This is a genomic window from Mycoplasma sp. 125 (assembly GCF_051549845.1).
Classification (GTDB): Bacteria; Bacillota_I; Bacilli_A; order Mycoplasmatales; family Metamycoplasmataceae; genus Metamycoplasma.
This window is the reverse complement of the sequence record NZ_CP196079.1, coordinates 350,087-368,103: the sequence shown is the minus strand read 5'-3', so window position 1 is coordinate 368,103 and position 18,017 is coordinate 350,087. Positions and strand designations below refer to the sequence as shown.

General features: G+C 26.5%; 12 protein-coding genes and 6 tRNA genes. 10 read left to right on the top strand and 8 right to left on the bottom strand.

Annotation, left to right across the window (positions count from 1 at the left end; genetic code table 4):
* Positions 1–225: 225 nt before the first annotated feature.
* The 3 genes from ACSH4Z_RS01580 to truB are packed head-to-tail and all read right to left on the bottom strand — an operon-like array spanning position 226 to position 2,795.
* Entirely contained in the window at positions 226–1,074 is an 849-nt protein-coding gene (locus ACSH4Z_RS01580; RefSeq protein ID WP_438340863.1) for an FAD synthase, read from the bottom strand.
* A 53-nt stretch (positions 1,075–1,127) separates the two neighbouring features.
* On the bottom strand, positions 1,128–1,934 hold the full coding sequence (locus ACSH4Z_RS01575) for a YcsE-related riboflavin metabolism phosphatase (RefSeq protein WP_438340862.1): 807 nt from the start codon (positions 1,932–1,934) through the stop codon (positions 1,128–1,130).
* Positions 1,935–1,943: 9 nt separating this feature from the next.
* Positions 1,944–2,795 carry a tRNA pseudouridine(55) synthase TruB gene (truB, locus tag ACSH4Z_RS01570; protein ID WP_438340861.1) on the bottom strand — a complete coding sequence of 284 codons (852 nt, stop codon included), beginning with the start codon at positions 2,793–2,795 and terminating at the stop codon, positions 1,944–1,946.
* Positions 2,796–3,143: 348 nt separating this feature from the next.
* Here truB and ACSH4Z_RS01565 point away from each other — a divergent pair.
* Positions 3,144–3,219 (top strand) — tRNA-Thr (locus ACSH4Z_RS01565).
* A 5-nt stretch (positions 3,220–3,224) separates the two neighbouring features.
* Positions 3,225–3,308 (top strand) — tRNA-Leu (locus ACSH4Z_RS01560).
* 403 nt (positions 3,309–3,711) lie between these two features.
* On the opposite strand, the gene ACSH4Z_RS01555 is transcribed toward ACSH4Z_RS01560, so the two are convergent.
* The 4 genes from ACSH4Z_RS01555 to ACSH4Z_RS01540 all read right to left on the bottom strand — a co-directional run bounded on the left by ACSH4Z_RS01555 (position 3,712) and on the right by ACSH4Z_RS01540 (position 4,129).
* A tRNA-Val gene (locus ACSH4Z_RS01555) sits at positions 3,712–3,787 on the bottom strand.
* A 3-nt stretch (positions 3,788–3,790) separates the two neighbouring features.
* Positions 3,791–3,866 (bottom strand) — tRNA-Glu (locus ACSH4Z_RS01550).
* A gap of 4 nt (positions 3,867–3,870) precedes the next feature.
* Positions 3,871–3,945: transfer RNA gene (locus ACSH4Z_RS01545), tRNA-Asn, on the bottom strand.
* Between the two features lie 108 nt (positions 3,946–4,053).
* Positions 4,054–4,129: transfer RNA gene (locus ACSH4Z_RS01540), tRNA-Thr, on the bottom strand.
* Positions 4,130–4,300: 171 nt separating this feature from the next.
* Between ACSH4Z_RS01540 and ACSH4Z_RS01535 the strand changes: the two genes are divergently transcribed.
* From ACSH4Z_RS01535 to ACSH4Z_RS01500, 8 genes are all read left to right on the top strand, one after another.
* Entirely contained in the window at positions 4,301–4,741 is a 441-nt protein-coding gene (locus tag ACSH4Z_RS01535) for a division/cell wall cluster transcriptional repressor MraZ (RefSeq protein WP_438340860.1), read from the top strand.
* Positions 4,735–5,649, top strand: coding sequence for a 16S rRNA (cytosine(1402)-N(4))-methyltransferase RsmH (gene rsmH, locus ACSH4Z_RS01530; RefSeq protein ID WP_438340912.1), 915 nt, complete (start codon positions 4,735–4,737; stop codon positions 5,647–5,649). Before ACSH4Z_RS01535 ends, rsmH begins: the two co-directional genes overlap by 7 nt.
* 3 nt (positions 5,650–5,652) lie before the next feature.
* Positions 5,653–6,714 carry a hypothetical protein gene (locus tag ACSH4Z_RS01525; RefSeq protein WP_438340859.1) on the top strand — a complete coding sequence of 354 codons (1,062 nt, stop codon included), beginning with the start codon at positions 5,653–5,655 and terminating at the stop codon, positions 6,712–6,714.
* Positions 6,715–6,781: 67 nt separating this feature from the next.
* The gene (gene ftsZ, locus ACSH4Z_RS01520; RefSeq protein WP_438340858.1) at positions 6,782–7,915 is read left to right on the top strand and encodes a cell division protein FtsZ; all 1,134 of its coding nucleotides are present in this window, start codon (positions 6,782–6,784) and stop codon (positions 7,913–7,915) included.
* Positions 7,916–8,182: 267 nt separating this feature from the next.
* Entirely contained in the window at positions 8,183–11,329 is a 3,147-nt protein-coding gene (locus tag ACSH4Z_RS01515; RefSeq protein ID WP_438340857.1) for a hypothetical protein, read from the top strand.
* 711 nt (positions 11,330–12,040) lie between these two features.
* On the top strand, positions 12,041–12,724 hold the full coding sequence (locus tag ACSH4Z_RS01510) for a hypothetical protein (RefSeq protein ID WP_438340856.1): 684 nt from the start codon (positions 12,041–12,043) through the stop codon (positions 12,722–12,724).
* A gap of 1,110 nt (positions 12,725–13,834) precedes the next feature.
* Entirely contained in the window at positions 13,835–15,160 is a 1,326-nt protein-coding gene (ffh, locus tag ACSH4Z_RS01505) for a signal recognition particle protein (RefSeq protein ID WP_438340855.1), read from the top strand.
* A 348-nt stretch (positions 15,161–15,508) separates the two neighbouring features.
* On the top strand, positions 15,509–15,721 hold the full coding sequence (locus tag ACSH4Z_RS01500; RefSeq protein WP_438340854.1) for a type I restriction-modification system subunit M N-terminal domain-containing protein: 213 nt from the start codon (positions 15,509–15,511) through the stop codon (positions 15,719–15,721).
* A gap of 151 nt (positions 15,722–15,872) precedes the next feature.
* On the opposite strand, the gene ACSH4Z_RS01495 is transcribed toward ACSH4Z_RS01500, so the two are convergent.
* The gene (locus ACSH4Z_RS01495) at positions 15,873–18,017 is read right to left on the bottom strand and encodes an SGNH/GDSL hydrolase family protein (RefSeq protein ID WP_438340853.1); all 2,145 of its coding nucleotides are present in this window, start codon (positions 18,015–18,017) and stop codon (positions 15,873–15,875) included.

Genomic DNA, 18,017 nt, shown 5'->3' with positions numbered 1-18,017 from the left:
ATCTATAGTACCACCAAACAACATATTTGGAAGAAAAATTCTCCAATTTTGTCATGTTGTTTGGTTGTTTTTTGCATAATAAATTTAGATTTGTGTAATTGCTATTTTTAAATCATTTACTAAAAAAAGTAAGCCAGAGATAAAATTACACAAAATTTCTATACTACCTTCAAAATAAGTTTGAGACTGATTTATACAAAATTATCCACAGTATCCAAATTTAATTTATTTAGCAAATCATTTTTTGGCAATTTGTATATCGCTGTCTTGAATTTTATTTTCGTGATTAAGACTGATATATCTTATTAATGCTTCAAACTCGACAAATATTTCTTGATACTTGCTTGGAATTATATCAAGATCTAAAAGATAGGCAACATTATCAAAACCTTCATCATTTTTTATACCAATTTTAACTAAACCGTGATATTCTATATCATTAATTACAACGTTTGTAATATAAATTCCTGATTTAATTTTTTTGATATTTTCAGGATATTTAAAATGAAATTTATCAAAATTGGTAATAAAAGCATATTTTTCAATAAGTAGATTATTTATTGCCGAAATGTTGCCTTCATCAATTAATTCATTTATTAATGTTGAGGAAATTTTTCTTTTATTAATCTTTCGTTCGTTTGCTGTATAGACTTCAAAATTTTTTTTAAGGTAATTAACATCGCCACTTCTACGAAAGCCAAAATAAAAATCATTACCGCATACAACATATTTAACGTTATTATTTTTTAAATTATTGCAAAAGTCATAATGTGAAACATTCATTGTATCTTCATTAACATCAACTAAAAATACGAAATCGAATCCTAAATTAAATAATGTATATAGTCTTGTTTGGACTTGGAAGGCCTTGCTTTCATGTATTTTCGACTTTTTATATGGTTGGTTAAATAGCATAATTGCTAATTTGTAATTTGCCCCTGAATTTTTTAGGTCCTTTGCAATTTTGATTAATTCATAGTGTCCTAGATGAAGAGTTTCAAAACTGCCTAAAACCATAATTAGGTCATTATTTATTTCAAAAATTTGTTTAAAATTTCATTCAAAAATTTTCATATTAATAATTTTACTTTAATTAATAATTTTAAAAATAAATAAAAATTTTACGATTACTCGTAAAATCCTTTTTCTTTTAGTTTGAAATATGGTCCATCTTCAGTAACAGGTAAACATATTTCATTAGCAACATCTTTAGTGGTATCTTCTCCATTTCCCATAGCTATTCCTAAACCAACTAGTTTTAGCATCTCAATGTCATTTTCAGAATCACCAAATGCAACCATTTCACTTGGCTTAATATCCAGCAGTTTGCCCAATACTTCTAGACCCACGGCCTTGGTAATGCCTTTAGCTGAAAGAAATATTCCCCCAGGTCATGTTGCTAAAACTCACATATTCATATTATGGTGTTCGAATAAAATATTAAGTTGCTTAGATCAATATTCGGGATTATTTGTGCTAACAGTGATTAGATAGTTTTTATCATTTTTTGTTTCAAATTCTTTTTCTGATATAAATTTATCTTTATAAGGTAGATAGAATCAGTGATTTAGATTAAATAAATCATTATAATAGCCCCATTTATATCCTACAAATGAAAATGGTATCTTTCTTTCATTAGCAAATAATCTGAACTTTACAAAATCATTATAATCAATAGTTTGTTCAAATATGTATTCATTAGTTTTTAAATCTAAAATAAATGTTCCATTTGCACCAATAAAATAATCAACATATGGATTATGTATTTGTTTTCCGACTGTAAAAATATCACGTCCTGAACAAAGCACATTAATATAACCTGCATCTTTTAATTTGCGAAACATTTCTTTCATTCTTAGAGAAAGTTCATCTATGCCGAATGGTAGCAATGTACCGTCTATATCAAACACAACCATCTTGTACTTGTTATTCATTTTAACCTCTTAACTAGGCAATGAAAATATACGGTTGAATAAAACCTTGTCGAAGGTTATGAAACCGTTATTTATTTGTCCTCAACCAATTATTTGATTATTAAATGTAAAAAGGCCTTTTCCGTTAAGGTTTTTAAATCTATCGAAAAAAACCGATTTTGACTTTATTAATTTCACTTCAAAATGTGTAAGTGTATATAATTGTACTCTAAAAAGAGAGTTTATGTTATTGATTTGCTCAAAATCGAGACTTTCATTTAATTTGATATTCCCAATTTTCTCTCGCTTTAAAATATTTACAACAGCATCCGTTTCAAGATATGTTCCAATATCATGAATTAATGACCTTATGTATGTTCCTTTTGATACTTTTGTTCTAATGATGAATGATTGTTTTTGGTAGTTAAAATCTATTAACTCCAAGTTGTGTATTTTAATATTACATTCTGCTAATGAAAAATCTATGTTTTTTCTAGCTAAATCATAACTTCTTTGTCCATTTATTTTTTTGGCCGAAAAAACTGGAGGAATTTGTTTGGTTTGATTTTTAAAATGTTTTAGCGCATTTTCTAATTGCTCCTTGGTAATCATTTTTTTATTTTTTAAAAAAATAACTTCTTCACCTTCATCATAACTTTTAGAAGAGCAATGAAGTGAAGCTTCAACAAAATACTGTTTTGTATCATTAATAAGTCATGGCAAAACTTTTGTATCATCATCACTAGCAACTATTAAAAGACCTTGGGCTAACGGATCAAGAGTACCGCTATGACCAATCTTTTTAATATTATGTTCTTTTGCGAATTTTTTAATTGCAAAAAAACTTGATTCTCCTCTTTTTTTATTAATCTTAAAAAACATTTTTCCTCAATGTAATTTATTATATCATTTTTAAATTATTTAATCAATTGAAGGGGTTATTGATGAGATAACCGAATATCAAAAGCTTTATCTTCTTAGTTTTTAAATTAAGTGTTAGATTTATGTATTAACGAAGATTACCATATTTATCATGAGGCAAGTTTTACTTGATTTGCTAGTTAAAAAATATCTCTTTATTTTATAAAAAACACTAATTTACTAATTTATAAAAGTGTATAAAATAAAAATAGGTGTTTTGAATCATATTTCAAAAAATTAAAATATATGCTACTTTTTTTATTAAATAACAAAAAAATTATATATAATAATATAGCATTAAATAAGTAAGCCGTTTTAGCTCAGTTGGCAGAGCAACTGACTTGTAATCAGTAGGTCGTAGGTTCAAGTCCTATAAACGGCACCATATATGCGCGAGTGGTGAAATTGGCAGACACGTTAGTTTTAGGCACTAATGCTTCCGGCGTGAGGGTTCAAGTCCCTCCTCGCGCACCATATCATTAAATATGTTGTTTAGAAAGGTTATAAATGCCTTTCTTTTTTTATTTTAAATTTTATAATGAAAAAATAATTAATATAATTCAAATTGCGCGCTAAACTTAATATGTTATGAGGAAAGTGAAATTATTTGAAATGTTTTCAGGCATTGGCAGCCAATATAAAGCCCTTAAGAATTTAGATCATAAATTGAATTTTAAAGCAGTTAGTTTGGGTGCTTGTGATTTTTATATTGATGCAATTATTTCATATATGATAATTCATTGCGGTAATCGTAATTACTTTTTTATAGTTAAAAATCTTATTATGTTGGTTTATTTGTTATGCGCTTAAATTAGTGGATAACAAATAAAGCATAAAAAAAATGCCGTGAAGGCATTTTTTATTGGTGATTTACAAATGGTGGAGAATGAGGGGCTCGAACCCACGACCCTCGCCTTGTAAGGGCGATGCTCTCCCAACTGAGCTAATTCTCCAAATGGTGACCCTAGCGGGACTCGAACCCACGCATGTATGGATGAAAACCATATGTGTTAACCACTTCACCATAGGGCCATACTGGCGCCGACTATTGGGATTGAACCAACGACCAACTGGTTAACAGCCAGCTGCTCTACCGCTGAGCTAAGTCGGCACTCATATAAGTAAATGCTTAATTATTATAACCTAAAAAAATATTTCTTAATAAAAATTTTTAATTTATTTATATAAGCACCATCATATCTCGTATTATCGGCAATTATGGTGCTGGTTAGAGGTATCGAACCCCCGACCCACTGATTACGAATCAGTTGCTCTACCATCTGAGCTAAACCAGCATGTAAATTATTTTAGCAAATTTTAGTAAAAAAGTAATTTTCTAAATTATTAATTATTCATTTGTTAATTTTAAAAAATATAAACTTGTCGCTTTTTATTAAAAAAATACTTTTTTCAAAAAATAGTTTATAAAAATAGTAAAATTTGGTTGATAGTGGGAGGAAGTGGAAATGTATGGTAAATACGAGCGAAGCTTAGATGACAAGTTAAGAGTTGTCATTCCGCCTAAAATACTTAATGATTTAGGAAAAGAATTTTTTATCACAATTGGTTTTGACAAACAATTAGTTTTGAGAGATAAGGTTGAGTTTGAAAAACTAAAATCTAAACTTGAGGATAATAATTTGCTTAATAGAGATTTGAGAGAATTAAGTAGATTTATCTTTGCAAATACAGAATTAGTTGTGCCAGATAAGTCAAATCGTATTATTATTCCGAAACATTTAGCTTTTAAAACCACTATCAAAAAGGATGTTGTCTTCATCGGATCAGGAAACACCTGTGAACTTTTTGCAAAAGAAGTTTATGATGCAAAAGAAAGATATTTCGAAGATGAAATTGACATTAATAATCTAGCTCAGAAATTATTTGAACAAGGGGTTAAATTATAGAAAAACATATTCCTGTTTTGCTAAATGAAGTAGTTAACTCATTAGACATTAAGCCAAATGGGATTTATCTTGATTTAACTTTAGGAAGAGCTGGACATAGTGTTGAAATTTTAAAAAAAATAAAAGACCAAGGTAACGGGAGACTTATTTGCTTTGATAAAGATATTGAAGCAATACGTGATTCCGAACAAAAATTAAAATTAGTGAGTGACCTTTTTATATTAGTTAAGAGTGATTTTAGATTCTTGAAAGAAGAATTAGCGAAACTTAATATTGAAAAAGTTGATGGAATCTTAGTTGATCTAGGTGTATCTAGTCCACAACTAGATGATGCTAGAAGAGGTTTTTCATATTCACAGGATACAAAACTGGATATGAGAATGGATTTGGATGCAGAACTTAATGCACATATAATAGTGAATGAGTGAGAAGAAGATAAAATTGCACAAATTTTATACGATTATGGTGATGTAAAGCTAGCAAGAATAGTTGCGAAATCAATTGTTAAAAATAGACCAATTAGTACTTCTTTTGAATTAAATGAAATTATTAAAAAAGCATTACCAGCCAAAATTGTTAGACAAAAGAATCCATCGAAGGCTGTATTTCAAGCCTTAAGGATTGCGGTTAATGATGAATTAAATGCATTAGATGATTTGCTAAATCAGGTTATAGATTTATTAAATGTTAACGGCAAGTTAGCTATTATAACCTTTCATAGCAAGGAAGATGCAAAAGTCAAAAGATTCTTTCAAAATTTAAATTATGTAGATCCTAAATTAAAAAGATTGCCAGTTCAGACTGAATTAAAGTGAAAACAAAAAATTATTTTTCCTTCTCAAAGCGAATTTGAGAATAATAAAAGATCACGTAGCGCAAAAATGAGAGTGATAACAAAAATAGGTTAATTTATGAAGAAAAGTGTTATTATAGCATACAAATTTGAGGTCAGCAGTTTTTCTGTTGAGGTTATAGAGCAAAATTCTTTTGGAAATATTTTGATTTATAAAAGAAGCATTAGTAGCACAATTTTTAACCTATTTGAGTTAGATTCATTTATTTGCAAAACTAAAAAAGAAATTGAAGCAACCATATCTTTGACAATAAAAAATGTTGTTGTAATTATTCAAGATTCACCTTTTTTGAAAATTAATAAGAAAATAATTTCTAATAAAAGTAATCAAAAGCTAACTAATTATGAATTAGCTAAGAAACTATACTACTTAGAAAAATCAAATAGTAATTACTTATTTGATTACTCATATCTAAATAATGATAATAACAATCAATTAATAAGTCTTAATCTTTTAGAATGAAATGTTGCTAAAAACATTTTTAATCTATTTAAGAAAAATAACCTAAATATTTTAAAAATTTATGACTATGAATTTCTTAAAAATATTTATTTTAATCAACAAAGAGATTCTGGAATAGCTACCCAAATTTATTTAGATGATTACAGCTTGAAATTAAATGTTTTAAAAAATGATGTAGTTATAATTAAAAAAAATGTTAATTTAGGAATAGATTATTTAATTGAATTCATTGCTAAACAATTGAAAACTACCAAAAAAATAGCTTATACTAAATTTAATTTATGGCAATGTAACTTAAATCCTGGCAATAATTTATTATTTAAAAAAGTTCTGGGATATTATTTAAAAAAAATTAATGATTATGTTGAATCTTTTTTAAAAAATATAAAAGATATTAATATAAAAGTTAATTTTAATGTAAGTAATAGCAAATTCCTAGAAACCATAAAAACGTTTAAAAACTTTAAAATTTTAAGTTATTTATCAGACAAAGCTTATTGCGCAATTGATGTTATTAGTTATGAAATGATGGGAATTATTAATCTTGTTAACAAAAGACAAAATACTATTAAAGAAATGACTATAACCTCTGAATTATTTATTTTAGACGTAAATAAACGAGAGGAAAAAGGATATTCTTTTAATTACAAAAAATAAACTCAATTTTATTTATATAATTTAGTTAAATTAAAGATAAAGTAGAAAAAAAGTAAGGAGTACTGCCATGCCAGAATTTGAAAATTTCAATTCCGTTGCTAATATTAAAGTTATCGGTGTTGGTGGTGGTGGGAATAATAGTATTCAAAGTCTTCTTGATACAAAAATTGATGGATTAGAATTTGTTGTTGCAAATACAGATAGACAAATTCTAGATAAATTTGATAAATCACTAACACTACAATTAGGTGATAAAAAAGGTATCGGGGCTGGTGCTAATCCAGAAATTGGAAGACAAGCTGCCGAGCATTCAACACATGAAATAAAGGAAAAGATAAAAAATGCTAGCCTAGTAGTCATTACTGCTGGGATGGGTGGCGGCACCGGTACTGGAGCAGCCCCCGTGATTGCCAAATTAGCTAAAGAACAAAATTCTTTGGTAATAGCAATTGTAACTACACCCTTTTCATTTGAAGGAAAAAAGCGAAGTCAGATTGCACTCCAAGGGATTGAAGAATTAAAGAAAAATGTAGATTCTTATATTATTATTTCAAATGATAAATTAAAAGAATCTTTTGGCGAAATTTCTTTTAAGGATGCTTTTAAGGTTGCAGATAATATTGTTAAGCAATTTATTAGAACTGTTGTCGATATTATAGTTGTACCTGGTTTGATTAATTTGGACTTAGCCGACCTAGAAACGTTAATTAAAAACAGTGGTGAAACCATTGTAGGAATCGGACAATCAACTGGTGAAAATGCGGCGCAGAAAGCAATGCATAATGCGATAAGCAGTCCTATTTTAGAAAGTAATATAAAAGGTATCACTAAAGCAATAGTTTATTTTTCGTCATCAAGAAATAGCACTATCAATGATTTTGAAGCCGCAATTGATGTTTTAAAGAATGTTGCTGGCGAAAATATTGATGTTATATTTGGCGTTGGTTCTCCTGCTAATGAAGAAGCAGAAAAACTTGGTGAAATTTATGTATCTGTAATTGCTACAGGAATAAATAGAACCAACAATAAAGAAGAAAATGATTTTAAACTCACAAATAGTGAAATCGAAAATCATACAGATGATGATACACAAGAATATTTGACAATTTCAGGTTTTGATTCATCTAAATCTAAATCCCATTTGAATAATAAATATTCAAATGATGATGAAAGCAATGAAATTATTTACAATAAATTTTAAAGTAAGAAGATGTAAGAATTCCTGTTTTAAAAGTAAATTATTTTAGAGAGAGGCAGTTGCCTCTTTTTTATTACCCAGAGTTAGAAAGCATGAATATATTGAATAAATAAGCTAAAACATATACAAATTTTATCATTATTATAAATAATGATAGCCTTACAAAATAAGCAACTTTGCGAAAAAAAAAAAAAAAAATGTAACATATAACCTATAAAAATTGAAAAATATTTGAAAACGATAGCTTAAAAAAAGAAAGAGTATAAATTTATGGAAAACACCAGCGAAAACAAACAAAAAAAGAAAAGACGTGGCAACATTATTTTAGCTTTATCCCTTTCACTATCAATTGTTGCAACAGGCGCTTTGGTTGCTTATTATTTCTTAAATGCCAATAAAAATGGAGTTAATGGTGCAAATGATATTAAAGGTTTAAAAATAAAGGACCAGAAAATTGCTTCAAACTCAGCAGTGTTTAATTTAAAAAATATTGATGAAAATGATAATATGGATAGAACATTTTTAGTTTTATTTTATGCCAAAAAAACACCATATGAAATAGTTAGAAAGTCTCACACAGTCGGAAAAAATAGCGAAAATATGCATTTTGGGATAAATAATGAGAAACCGTTATCTCCTAATACTGATTATGAATTCCAGATGGTTTATAATAATAAAATTGTTTTTATTCATCAATTTAAAACCTTAAAAGCTGAGCAAAAATATTCACAAGATGAATTAGATAAAACAAACAGCGAACTAGAGAAAGCAAAGCAAAATGATTTATTAAAAAATAGGGATGTAATTTCTAAGACAGAAGAACTAAACAAGGCTAATGAAAAACTAAATAAAACCAGGAAAAATAAGGAAGCTTTGGAAAAACAACTTCAACTTATTAAAGAAAAAATAAAAACGCTTGAAAAATCAAAAAAAGATGCGGAGCAAAATAAACAAGAATTAGAAAATAGCGTTATTTATGCGAATAATGAGTTAGATAAACTAACCAAAGAATTAAATGAAGAAAATAGGAAACTAGAAAAAGCTAAAAATAAGGTTAAAAATGCTCAAGAAAGCGTTGAATCTTCAACTTCTAACGCTATTGATATAGATAATGATTTAGCAAAGAAAACTAAGGAATTAGAAGAAGCTAAAAAAGAATCAGAAAAAGCTAATAATACTATAATTGCTCTTAATAGTGATAAAAATAGAATAAATAATGAATTAAATAATGCTCAAAAACAACTAGATCAAGTAAATAAACAACTTAATGATGCAAAGCAGGAAGTAAGTGAGACAACTCAAAAACTGAATAGTCTTATTTCTACAAATATTGAACTAAACAATCAAGTTCAAGAAGCAAGTAGACTTGAAGAAGAAATTTCCATTGACGCAGGTCGTATTTTTAAAGAATTAGAGAAAGCAAATAATAATCTAGTAAAAGCAAAGGACAATCAAAAAAACATCTTAAAACAAATTGAAAATTCTAAACGCGAATATCAAGAAAAAGAGCAAAATTTTAATCAAATAAATAATGAATTGGAAGAATCAAAAAGATTATTGAAACAGGCTCAAGATACACAAAATAACTTACAAACACAATTAGATGAAATTAAAAAAAATAAAAAGCAAAAAAATGAAGAGATTAATAAACTAGGTAATGAAATAAAATTAGTTGATGGAGCCATTAAGAAAATAGAAAAATTGATTGCTGATATTAAAAATGACGAAATCGACAAAGATCGTTATGCTAATCAGTTAAACATTGAATATGAAATTTTGAAACAAAATTTAAAACTCGCAAATGATCTTAAGGATGGTGCTGCTGAAAGTTCTATAAATATCGAAAAAAGAATTAAGCAAAATTTAGAAGAAATAAAACAAAAAAAATTAGATATAGCTGAATTTACTAATCAAAAAAAATTATTAGAAAATAAACTAGTTGAACTAGGAAATAATCGTACATCTATGAGAATCAAGATCGGAGAAGTATCTGAATTGGTTGAAAAAAATAAGAAACTAATTGATTCATATAATAAAAATATAAGTGATTATCATAAAACATTAGATAGAATTGCTGAGGCCAATGGATCTGATACTGGTATTGGTGATGGAGGAGCTGCGGCGGAGGATAGAATTTGAGAGATAATTGATCGACTTCAATCCGAAAAGAGTAGTATTGAGAAAGATTATGAAAGAGCACAAAAAGAATTGGCGGAATGGGAAGAAAAAAAGAAAAAACTCGAAAAGAAAATTGTGCCAGTAGTAAAAGAATATTGAGATTTTGATGGAAAAATATTACAAGCAGAGAAAAGACTGTTGGAATTAACTAAAGAAAAAGACGAAAATATTGAAAGAAAAGCCCAATCTGAAAAGAAACTAAAAGAAGCTGATGCTAATGTAGCAATCAAAGAGAAGCAAAAGAATGATAAGTTTGAATTATTACAATTGGCAAGAGCAGAAGCCACTGAAGCTAAAAAACGTAGAAAAGATGCAGAAAACAATTTAAGATTAACTAAGGAAAAATGAATAACAAAAAATCAAGAGATTCAAGATGCTAATAATGCATTAAATAGCTCTAATGATATTTTAGCTGCATTGGAACAAAGCCTAAGGGATGCAAAAAAAATTGTGGATGAAAAGCAAAAAGAAGTAGCTAAAAATGAGAAAAGTAAAAGTAATGTTGAAGTGCAAAAGCAAAATTCTTTTATGAATAATAAGAGATTAATGAAGGCGCTTGAAAGTATTAACAATGATATTTCTTTAAAAACTGATGTGTTAAATCAAAAAAGTAACCAATTAAGTGATTTAAATAAAAGACGTGAACTGCTAGCTGCTAATAAAAATGCATCTGTGCAAAAAGCTAACAAGAATAATATAGAATTGCAAAAAGTTCAGCATGAATTAAATAGTGCTAATCATAAAGTTCAAAGTTTATTTGAAAATGTAGGCCAAAAAACTAAAGAAGTAGAGCGAATAATAAAAAAACTGCAAGATATTGAAAAAGCTATCAATAAAACAAATAATAATAATAATAATAATAATAATAATAATAATTTAACAAATAAAAAACAAAAAGAATATGAAAATGCTAAGCAAAAAAATGATGCTGCTTTACTGAAACTAAATAATGAAAAATATAAACTCAAAGAAGCACAAAAGGAATTAGAAAAAATAGCTATTGAAATTAATCTAAAACAGCAAAAATTAGAGAAAGCAAAAAATAAATTTAATGATATTTATAGTCTTAATCAAGAAATAATTAAAACAATAAACGATGCTGATTTAAGTATTAAAAATATTCTTAGTGAAAGTGATAATATAAAAAAACAAATTCTAAAAAATGAAAAAGAATTAAAATCAGATGAAGAAAATGTATCTGTTAAAGAAAAAGAACTTCAAAAAACAAAGAAGGAATAAAATAATGCATAAACATTTCATAAATTCACTAAGGGAATTCTGAAATGCTATTAGATTAATAAATTTTTCAGAAGTTAAGAAGTATCGTTTAGCTTAAAAAAATTAAATAAACTTTAACTTAAAGCTTGATTTTTTTTAAAAAAATAAAAAAGGTAGCAAAAGTAATCTTGCTTTCCTATGCCCTCCATTTAAGTCTAAAAATAAGGAACATAATTTAAATCTTTTTAATAAGGAAGTGTAAGAATTTTTTGTGTAAATTAATTTCTAGCCTACTTTCTATTAAGAGATTTGAGAATGGTAATTATACAAATTTAAATTTATTATATAAAAAATAACCAAACAACAAAATAATTGAAAAAATTTTTGTATCTGATGTTTGGTTATTTTTTTGTTATTTATCATTTGTGTCTACTTAGAAACTGAGTCTGATTAAAGAGATGCCTTAAATTGGAAACAACATTATCTCATTTTTTAAGTTAATTTTAATTGTAAAATTCTCATAAATATAATTATTTGACGAACAAGTTAATGATAATGATACCTTTATTTTTGCATATGTTTTTGATAATAGCAAATTCGTAGTAAAGCTAAAATAATATGTTATGGCATACAAAAAAACAAATTCTTGCTATTTTGCTACCAAATTTTGCAAAAAAAAAAAAAAAACTATAATTCTGTTTTGTATATAAAAATTTTATCTAAGGAGATATCATGAAGAAATCTAACAAAATTTTATTAACATTAGCAAGTATCTCAATACCTTTTATAACAGCTGCAACTGTTATTTCTTGCAGTTCAAATAATGATAATAAACCTAGTAATCCTAAAATAGAAGATCAAAAGAAACCAGAAGATCCTAAAAAGAAAGAAGAAGGCAAAGAACAAGAAAAGAAACCAGAAGATCCTAAAAAGAATGAAGAAGGCAAAGAACAAGAAAAGAAACCAGAAATTAATGGCAAAACTGAACCTGAAAATAAGGATCCAAAAGATGATGGCAAGAATAATGATTCAAAAAAAGAAAATAATAAAAATAATGAACATTTAGGAAAAACCCTTCCTGACGGCAAAACAGAAGATGAGGATGGCGAGGATACCCTTACATCTCCAGCCCTACCTAAACCAGAGCCAACACCAGAAGAAGATGATTTGATAAATAATCTTGATGAAGAAGAGGTTAAAGAAATTGAAAAAAATGAAGTCCTTGTATTTCAAGGTCTATTTAAAAAGAGTTTTGAAGACCTTCAAAAGCAAGTTTTAGAAGAAGATTTAAAAAAATTAATTACTGATCTTCCAGAACAAATTAAAAAAAATATTCCTAAATTTGATGACAAAATTAAATTAGGCGAATTAAAATTAACTCCTGAAAGTAAAGAATCTAAGGAAAAAAATAGTTAAGAAGGAATAATAACTATTTTTACAAAAAACTAGATGACTTAAAAGTACCAAAACTTTAAGTTTGCATTCTATTTAAGCTACCTATATCACGATGATAACTATCGGTTTTTTAAAAATAAGGATATGACTTGTTTTAAATAAACTTCTAAAGAGAAATTAGAAATATTTAATTCTTTTAACTTTGCAAGGAATATTTTAAAACAATCTAATTTATATCGGTTTTATTTAAATTTGCCGGGGGTTCTTAAATTTTTATAATAACGAGTTTGGGTTTGTTAAAAAATATATAAAAATCTAGATGCATTTGTGTCTAGATTTTTTGCTCTTAAGGAGATAAAATAAAGAAATTAGGAAGAGAGAAATAGTTAAATATTTGCGTTTCAGACCATAAAAAATGTGCAAAATAGATAAAACCATTAGGAATTTCTTTTTAAATTGCAAAGAAAATAACAAGCGGTCTAATTATTGACAAATCATAGAAGACATTTTAGCAAAGCATAATTCAGTAGTAATAAAAAGCGTGCTACTAAAGAAAAGCATCTTTAAGATGCTGCTATGAAAATGAAAGATAGATACTTCAATAACTTCGTTTGATATAATGAGAAAATGGTTTAATAAAAGCAAAAAATAAAACCATAAAATGGTTATTCAATAAAAATTTAAAATTTGAATATCTTAATTTTTACTAAACATTATTTTAATAAAATCGCTTATTATGAATTTGCTACACTTAAGAAATACGAAATAATTAATTAGTGTGCTTCTTTGCTTGTATGAGAGCAACGCGTGATTAATTATTATTTGGCATAAATTAGGTGGATTACCAATGAAGTTATTGGGCAATGCTAGATTGTGGCAAAATACAAATTTGAATAGTTACATTCAATTGTCCATTCAGTTTTTTGTGGCACAGTTTAAATTTTTAAAAACATTTGCTTTTAAAGGATATATAACAGCTGGAATGTTTTTTGTTATTTTCAAAATTAAATTTAGATGTAATAAATAGTAAAAAATAAAATATTATTGTAATTTAACTCGATAGTATAAGTAAAAATCTTGTATTAGTATTTTTATTTTGTCTATATCAACTTATTATAATATAATAAATACATGCTAGATTTTATACAAAAAAGAATACAAAAATCAATTGATAAAATTAATAAAAAATTGTCAATTAATGAAGAAGATATTTTAGAAATTTTAAGAGAAGTTAAGTTAGCTTTATTAGAAGCTGATGTTAATTTAGAAGTTGTTAAATCATTTATAAAACAAGTAAAAGAGAAGGCATTAAATAGCCAAATTATAGGTAAATTAAATCAGCAGCAAACTGTCTTAAAGATTTTTAAGGATGAATTAACCAAAATACTAGGTAGCAATTCTATTGAAATTAAACCAAAGGCAATACCAACAAAAATTATGATGGTAGGACTACAAGGTTCAGGTAAAACTACAACATCCGCTAAATTATCATTTTATCTTCGGAAAAAAGGGATATTCAAAAAACCACTATTAGTTGGTGATGATATATATCGCCCCGCTGCTAGAGATCAACTAGAACAGCTTGCAAAGCAAACTCAAACCGACTTTTTTACAAAGAAAGAAAATGATGCCTTATTGATTGCAAAGCAAGCGATTGAAGTAGCTGAACAATATAAAAATGACCTAGTTATTGTTGATACTGCAGGACGTTTGGCAATCGATGAAGAGTTAATGAATGAATTAGAACAAATTAAAAAAAATATTAAACCAGATTACATATTTTTAGTTATTGATTCAATGAGCGGTCAAGATGTTATTAATACAGCGAAGGCTTTTCATGAAAAATTAAATTTAAATGGAACCATCATAACTAAATTAGATTCAGATGCAAGAGGTGGTGCAGCGCTATCAATAACGCATCTTCTTCAAATTCCTATTGCCTTTATTGGGATTAGTGAAAAGATAGCTGGCCTAGAATTATTTTATCCAGATAGAATGGCAGATAGAATTTTGGGAATGGGTGATGTTCTTTCGCTTATTGAGAAAGCATCAGAAGAAGTTGATGAAAAAATGATGAAAAAAATAGGTTATAAAATGATCAGCGGAAAGTTTGATCTTAATGATCTAATGAATTCTCTTGCGCAAATTAAAAAACTCGGTAAGATGAAGGCAATTCTTAAATTAATTCCCGGAATGGCTGATAGAGTAAGCGATGAAAAAATAGAGGAAGCTGAAAACAAGTTTAAAATTTATACATATCTAATTAATTCAATGACTGAACAAGAAAAAAAGATGCCTAAATTATTAAAGAATTCGTCTCGAAAAGAAAGAATTCTTAAAGGTTCGGGTAGAAGTGCTCGTGAGTATAACATGTTATTAAATGATTTTGAGAGAATGTCTAAACAAATGAAGGAATTAGGTAATAATCCACAGATCAAAAATGGTATTTTAGGATAAAAAAAGATGGGCATATTAAAACATGGACAAAAATCCAGATACAAATGTGCTCAGATTTTTTTGTATATGTTTATAAATGCATAAATTATTAGTAAACAATTTAGTTGCGAATGCTTAACCTACTGCATTGGCAAAATTTAAAAAACTAAAAATAAAATGTAAAAGCCGGTTAGGCTTTTAATCCTGCCAAAAACGATGCCAAAATATTATCTTGTTTAAAAGATTTTAATATTAATAAATGCTTTGAAGCAGGTGTTAATTTGGCTACTGTGAGTTCTTATTTAGTTAAGATTTTTTAAAAGAAACAGTTGATATGTTACTAAATTAATTGATAAATAAAGCAATTAAATGCAAAATAACAAAAGAGAAGAAAGAAAAAAACTTTATAGTGCAATTTGAAGAGTTGCTGAAGATTTAAGAGGAAGCGTTGATGTTTGAGACTTTAAGCAATACATTTTAGTTACATTGTTTTATAGATACACATCTGAGAACATTACCAAATATTTTAATGATAATTGATGAAAAAGGTTTGATAAAGAGACCTTTTTCATCTTTTTATAAATATCTTAAGAAGCAGCAAAGATGATGAAAATCTTAATGAAATATTAACTACAGTTTTTGATGAAATAAAAGCTTCGACAATTGGTCATGACCCTGAGGAAGACTTTAAAGATTTACTTAAAATTATCTATGTTTCCTCATACCCCTTATCTTATATTTTATTTTTATTAACAATTTTCTTTATTATAAATAGATTTCTTAATAGTTTAATTGAGCTTACTAAGAAGATGTTTAAAGAAAATAAATTAGACAGTTTAAAAGTTTTTTTGCTATTAGTTTTTGAGTGTAGAATAAGTTTATATAAGGAAAGATTTCTAATATTATCAAGAAATTTCAAGAACACATTGTTTAAATATTTAGGGCTATTTTTACATATATTTAAAATATTGTTAATTGCATTTTTTAACACTTTATAATCTTTTGCATCAAGCTCTACGCGAAGTGAGCTTTTAATTGCATCAATAAAAAAGTTAGCAGTATGGTCTATATTCTCTTCATTTGTAATTTCTACTAACATTTTGTCGAATATAAACAATAAATTATATTTATTTTTTATAATAAAATGTTTTCATAATTCATCAAAATTTCTTAATTTAACATAAACATCAGAATAATTAATAAGAGATTCAACGAAAAAATCAGTAAATTCTGAAAACGAATTTAGGCTAGATAAATATTCTTTTACCTTATTAAATTTTTGATTATTTTTGATGTTAAATAAATATGTTAAAAAGCTAGTATTTAAGGAATCTTTTATTAAGGAATGGATTATATCTTTGAATTCTTTTTTTGAATCATTTATTAAACCGGAATTAAAAAGATATTTTAAAACATCATAAACCATATTTTGTTCATTTTTGAAAAAGTTGTTTAATTCTTGTTTTATTAGTTTGTAGTTAATAATTTTTTTTGATAATGCCTTTTTTTGCAAAATACATTCAATAATGTAAACTATGTCATCAACCTTATGATCCTTTAAGAGTATTAGAATAGCTTCTTTTGATCTTCGTTCATTTGTTAAAAAATTAAGAATTTTAGCAATGCTCTCATATTGTTCTGGAGCATAAATAAATTTCTGACTAATAATTTTTTTGATCATTTCGCTTATTGGCAACTTGCTATATCTTATGAATATTGAACAAAAGTCAGTTATACGATTTCTATTGTGTAAAAGATTATTAAAATATCTTTGTGATTTATTTTGTCTGAAGAGAATTTCATTTTTATTTTTTCCATAAATCATTTTAAATAAACTTAAATTTTCACTACATTGTGATATTGGATTATATGAATAGATGTTGTCTTCTCAATATTTGGTGTCGGAAATATATTCATTAGTAAAACTATGATTATTAAGATCATTTTTAAGCATTTTGAAATTTAGAAAAAGCTTAACATAAATATCCATTGCTATTTTTTTATAGCCGCGTTCAGTTGGATAAATTGAAAAAATATTTTCAAATAAATATTTTTTATTTTCTTCCCAATATTTTGTGTCGTTTATATTAATAAAATCAATTCGGCATTTTTTAGCAGATTCCGCAATTGTTTTGTTTAGATTAATTTGTAGGTAATCAAAAATTTCAAATTGGTCGCTTAATTGAGTGTTTAAAAAAGATGAAATAGTATTTCTTAAATTCAATAATAATGGTGAGTAGCTAGTGATTATTATTTTTGCTTTGTTATTAATTTTTCTGATGGTTGAAATTAGACTTATTATTTTATTTTCGATAACAATGCTTAAATTTTCAATATCTTTTTTGATTACGGAAATTTGTCTATCTCTAGCTTCACCATTTAATTTAGTCAAAAGAAATATTTTTTGAAATGGTAAATTGGAAAAAAAATCATTAAAGCCAATAGTTAAAGTAATTAAATTGGCTTCCGCAATTTTTTCATTGATATATTGGAAATCATTATTTCTAATATTTCAATCCTTCAAAAATGGTGAAAAAAAGTTATTAAATGGATTATTTGACGATCAATCTATTGACTGGATTAAGTCTAATTTGCTCCCCATTTTTTTAAGGACCTTTTTATTGTTGCTATAAAATGCTTCCAAAAATTCACATGAGGCATTACATATAGCAAAATTGTAAAAACTTTCAACTTGTAAATTAGACGTATCATTTAGAAAATTTGCTAACATCGATGGGAAGCATAAACCTTTGATTTCGCCATTTTTATCCATATAACCATTAGTCGGAAAACCAATCTTTGAATTATAACCTGCTGAAAATGCGTCGCCTAGGGCAACATATTTTATGATAATGGGTTTTTTCGTATTCTCATCCAT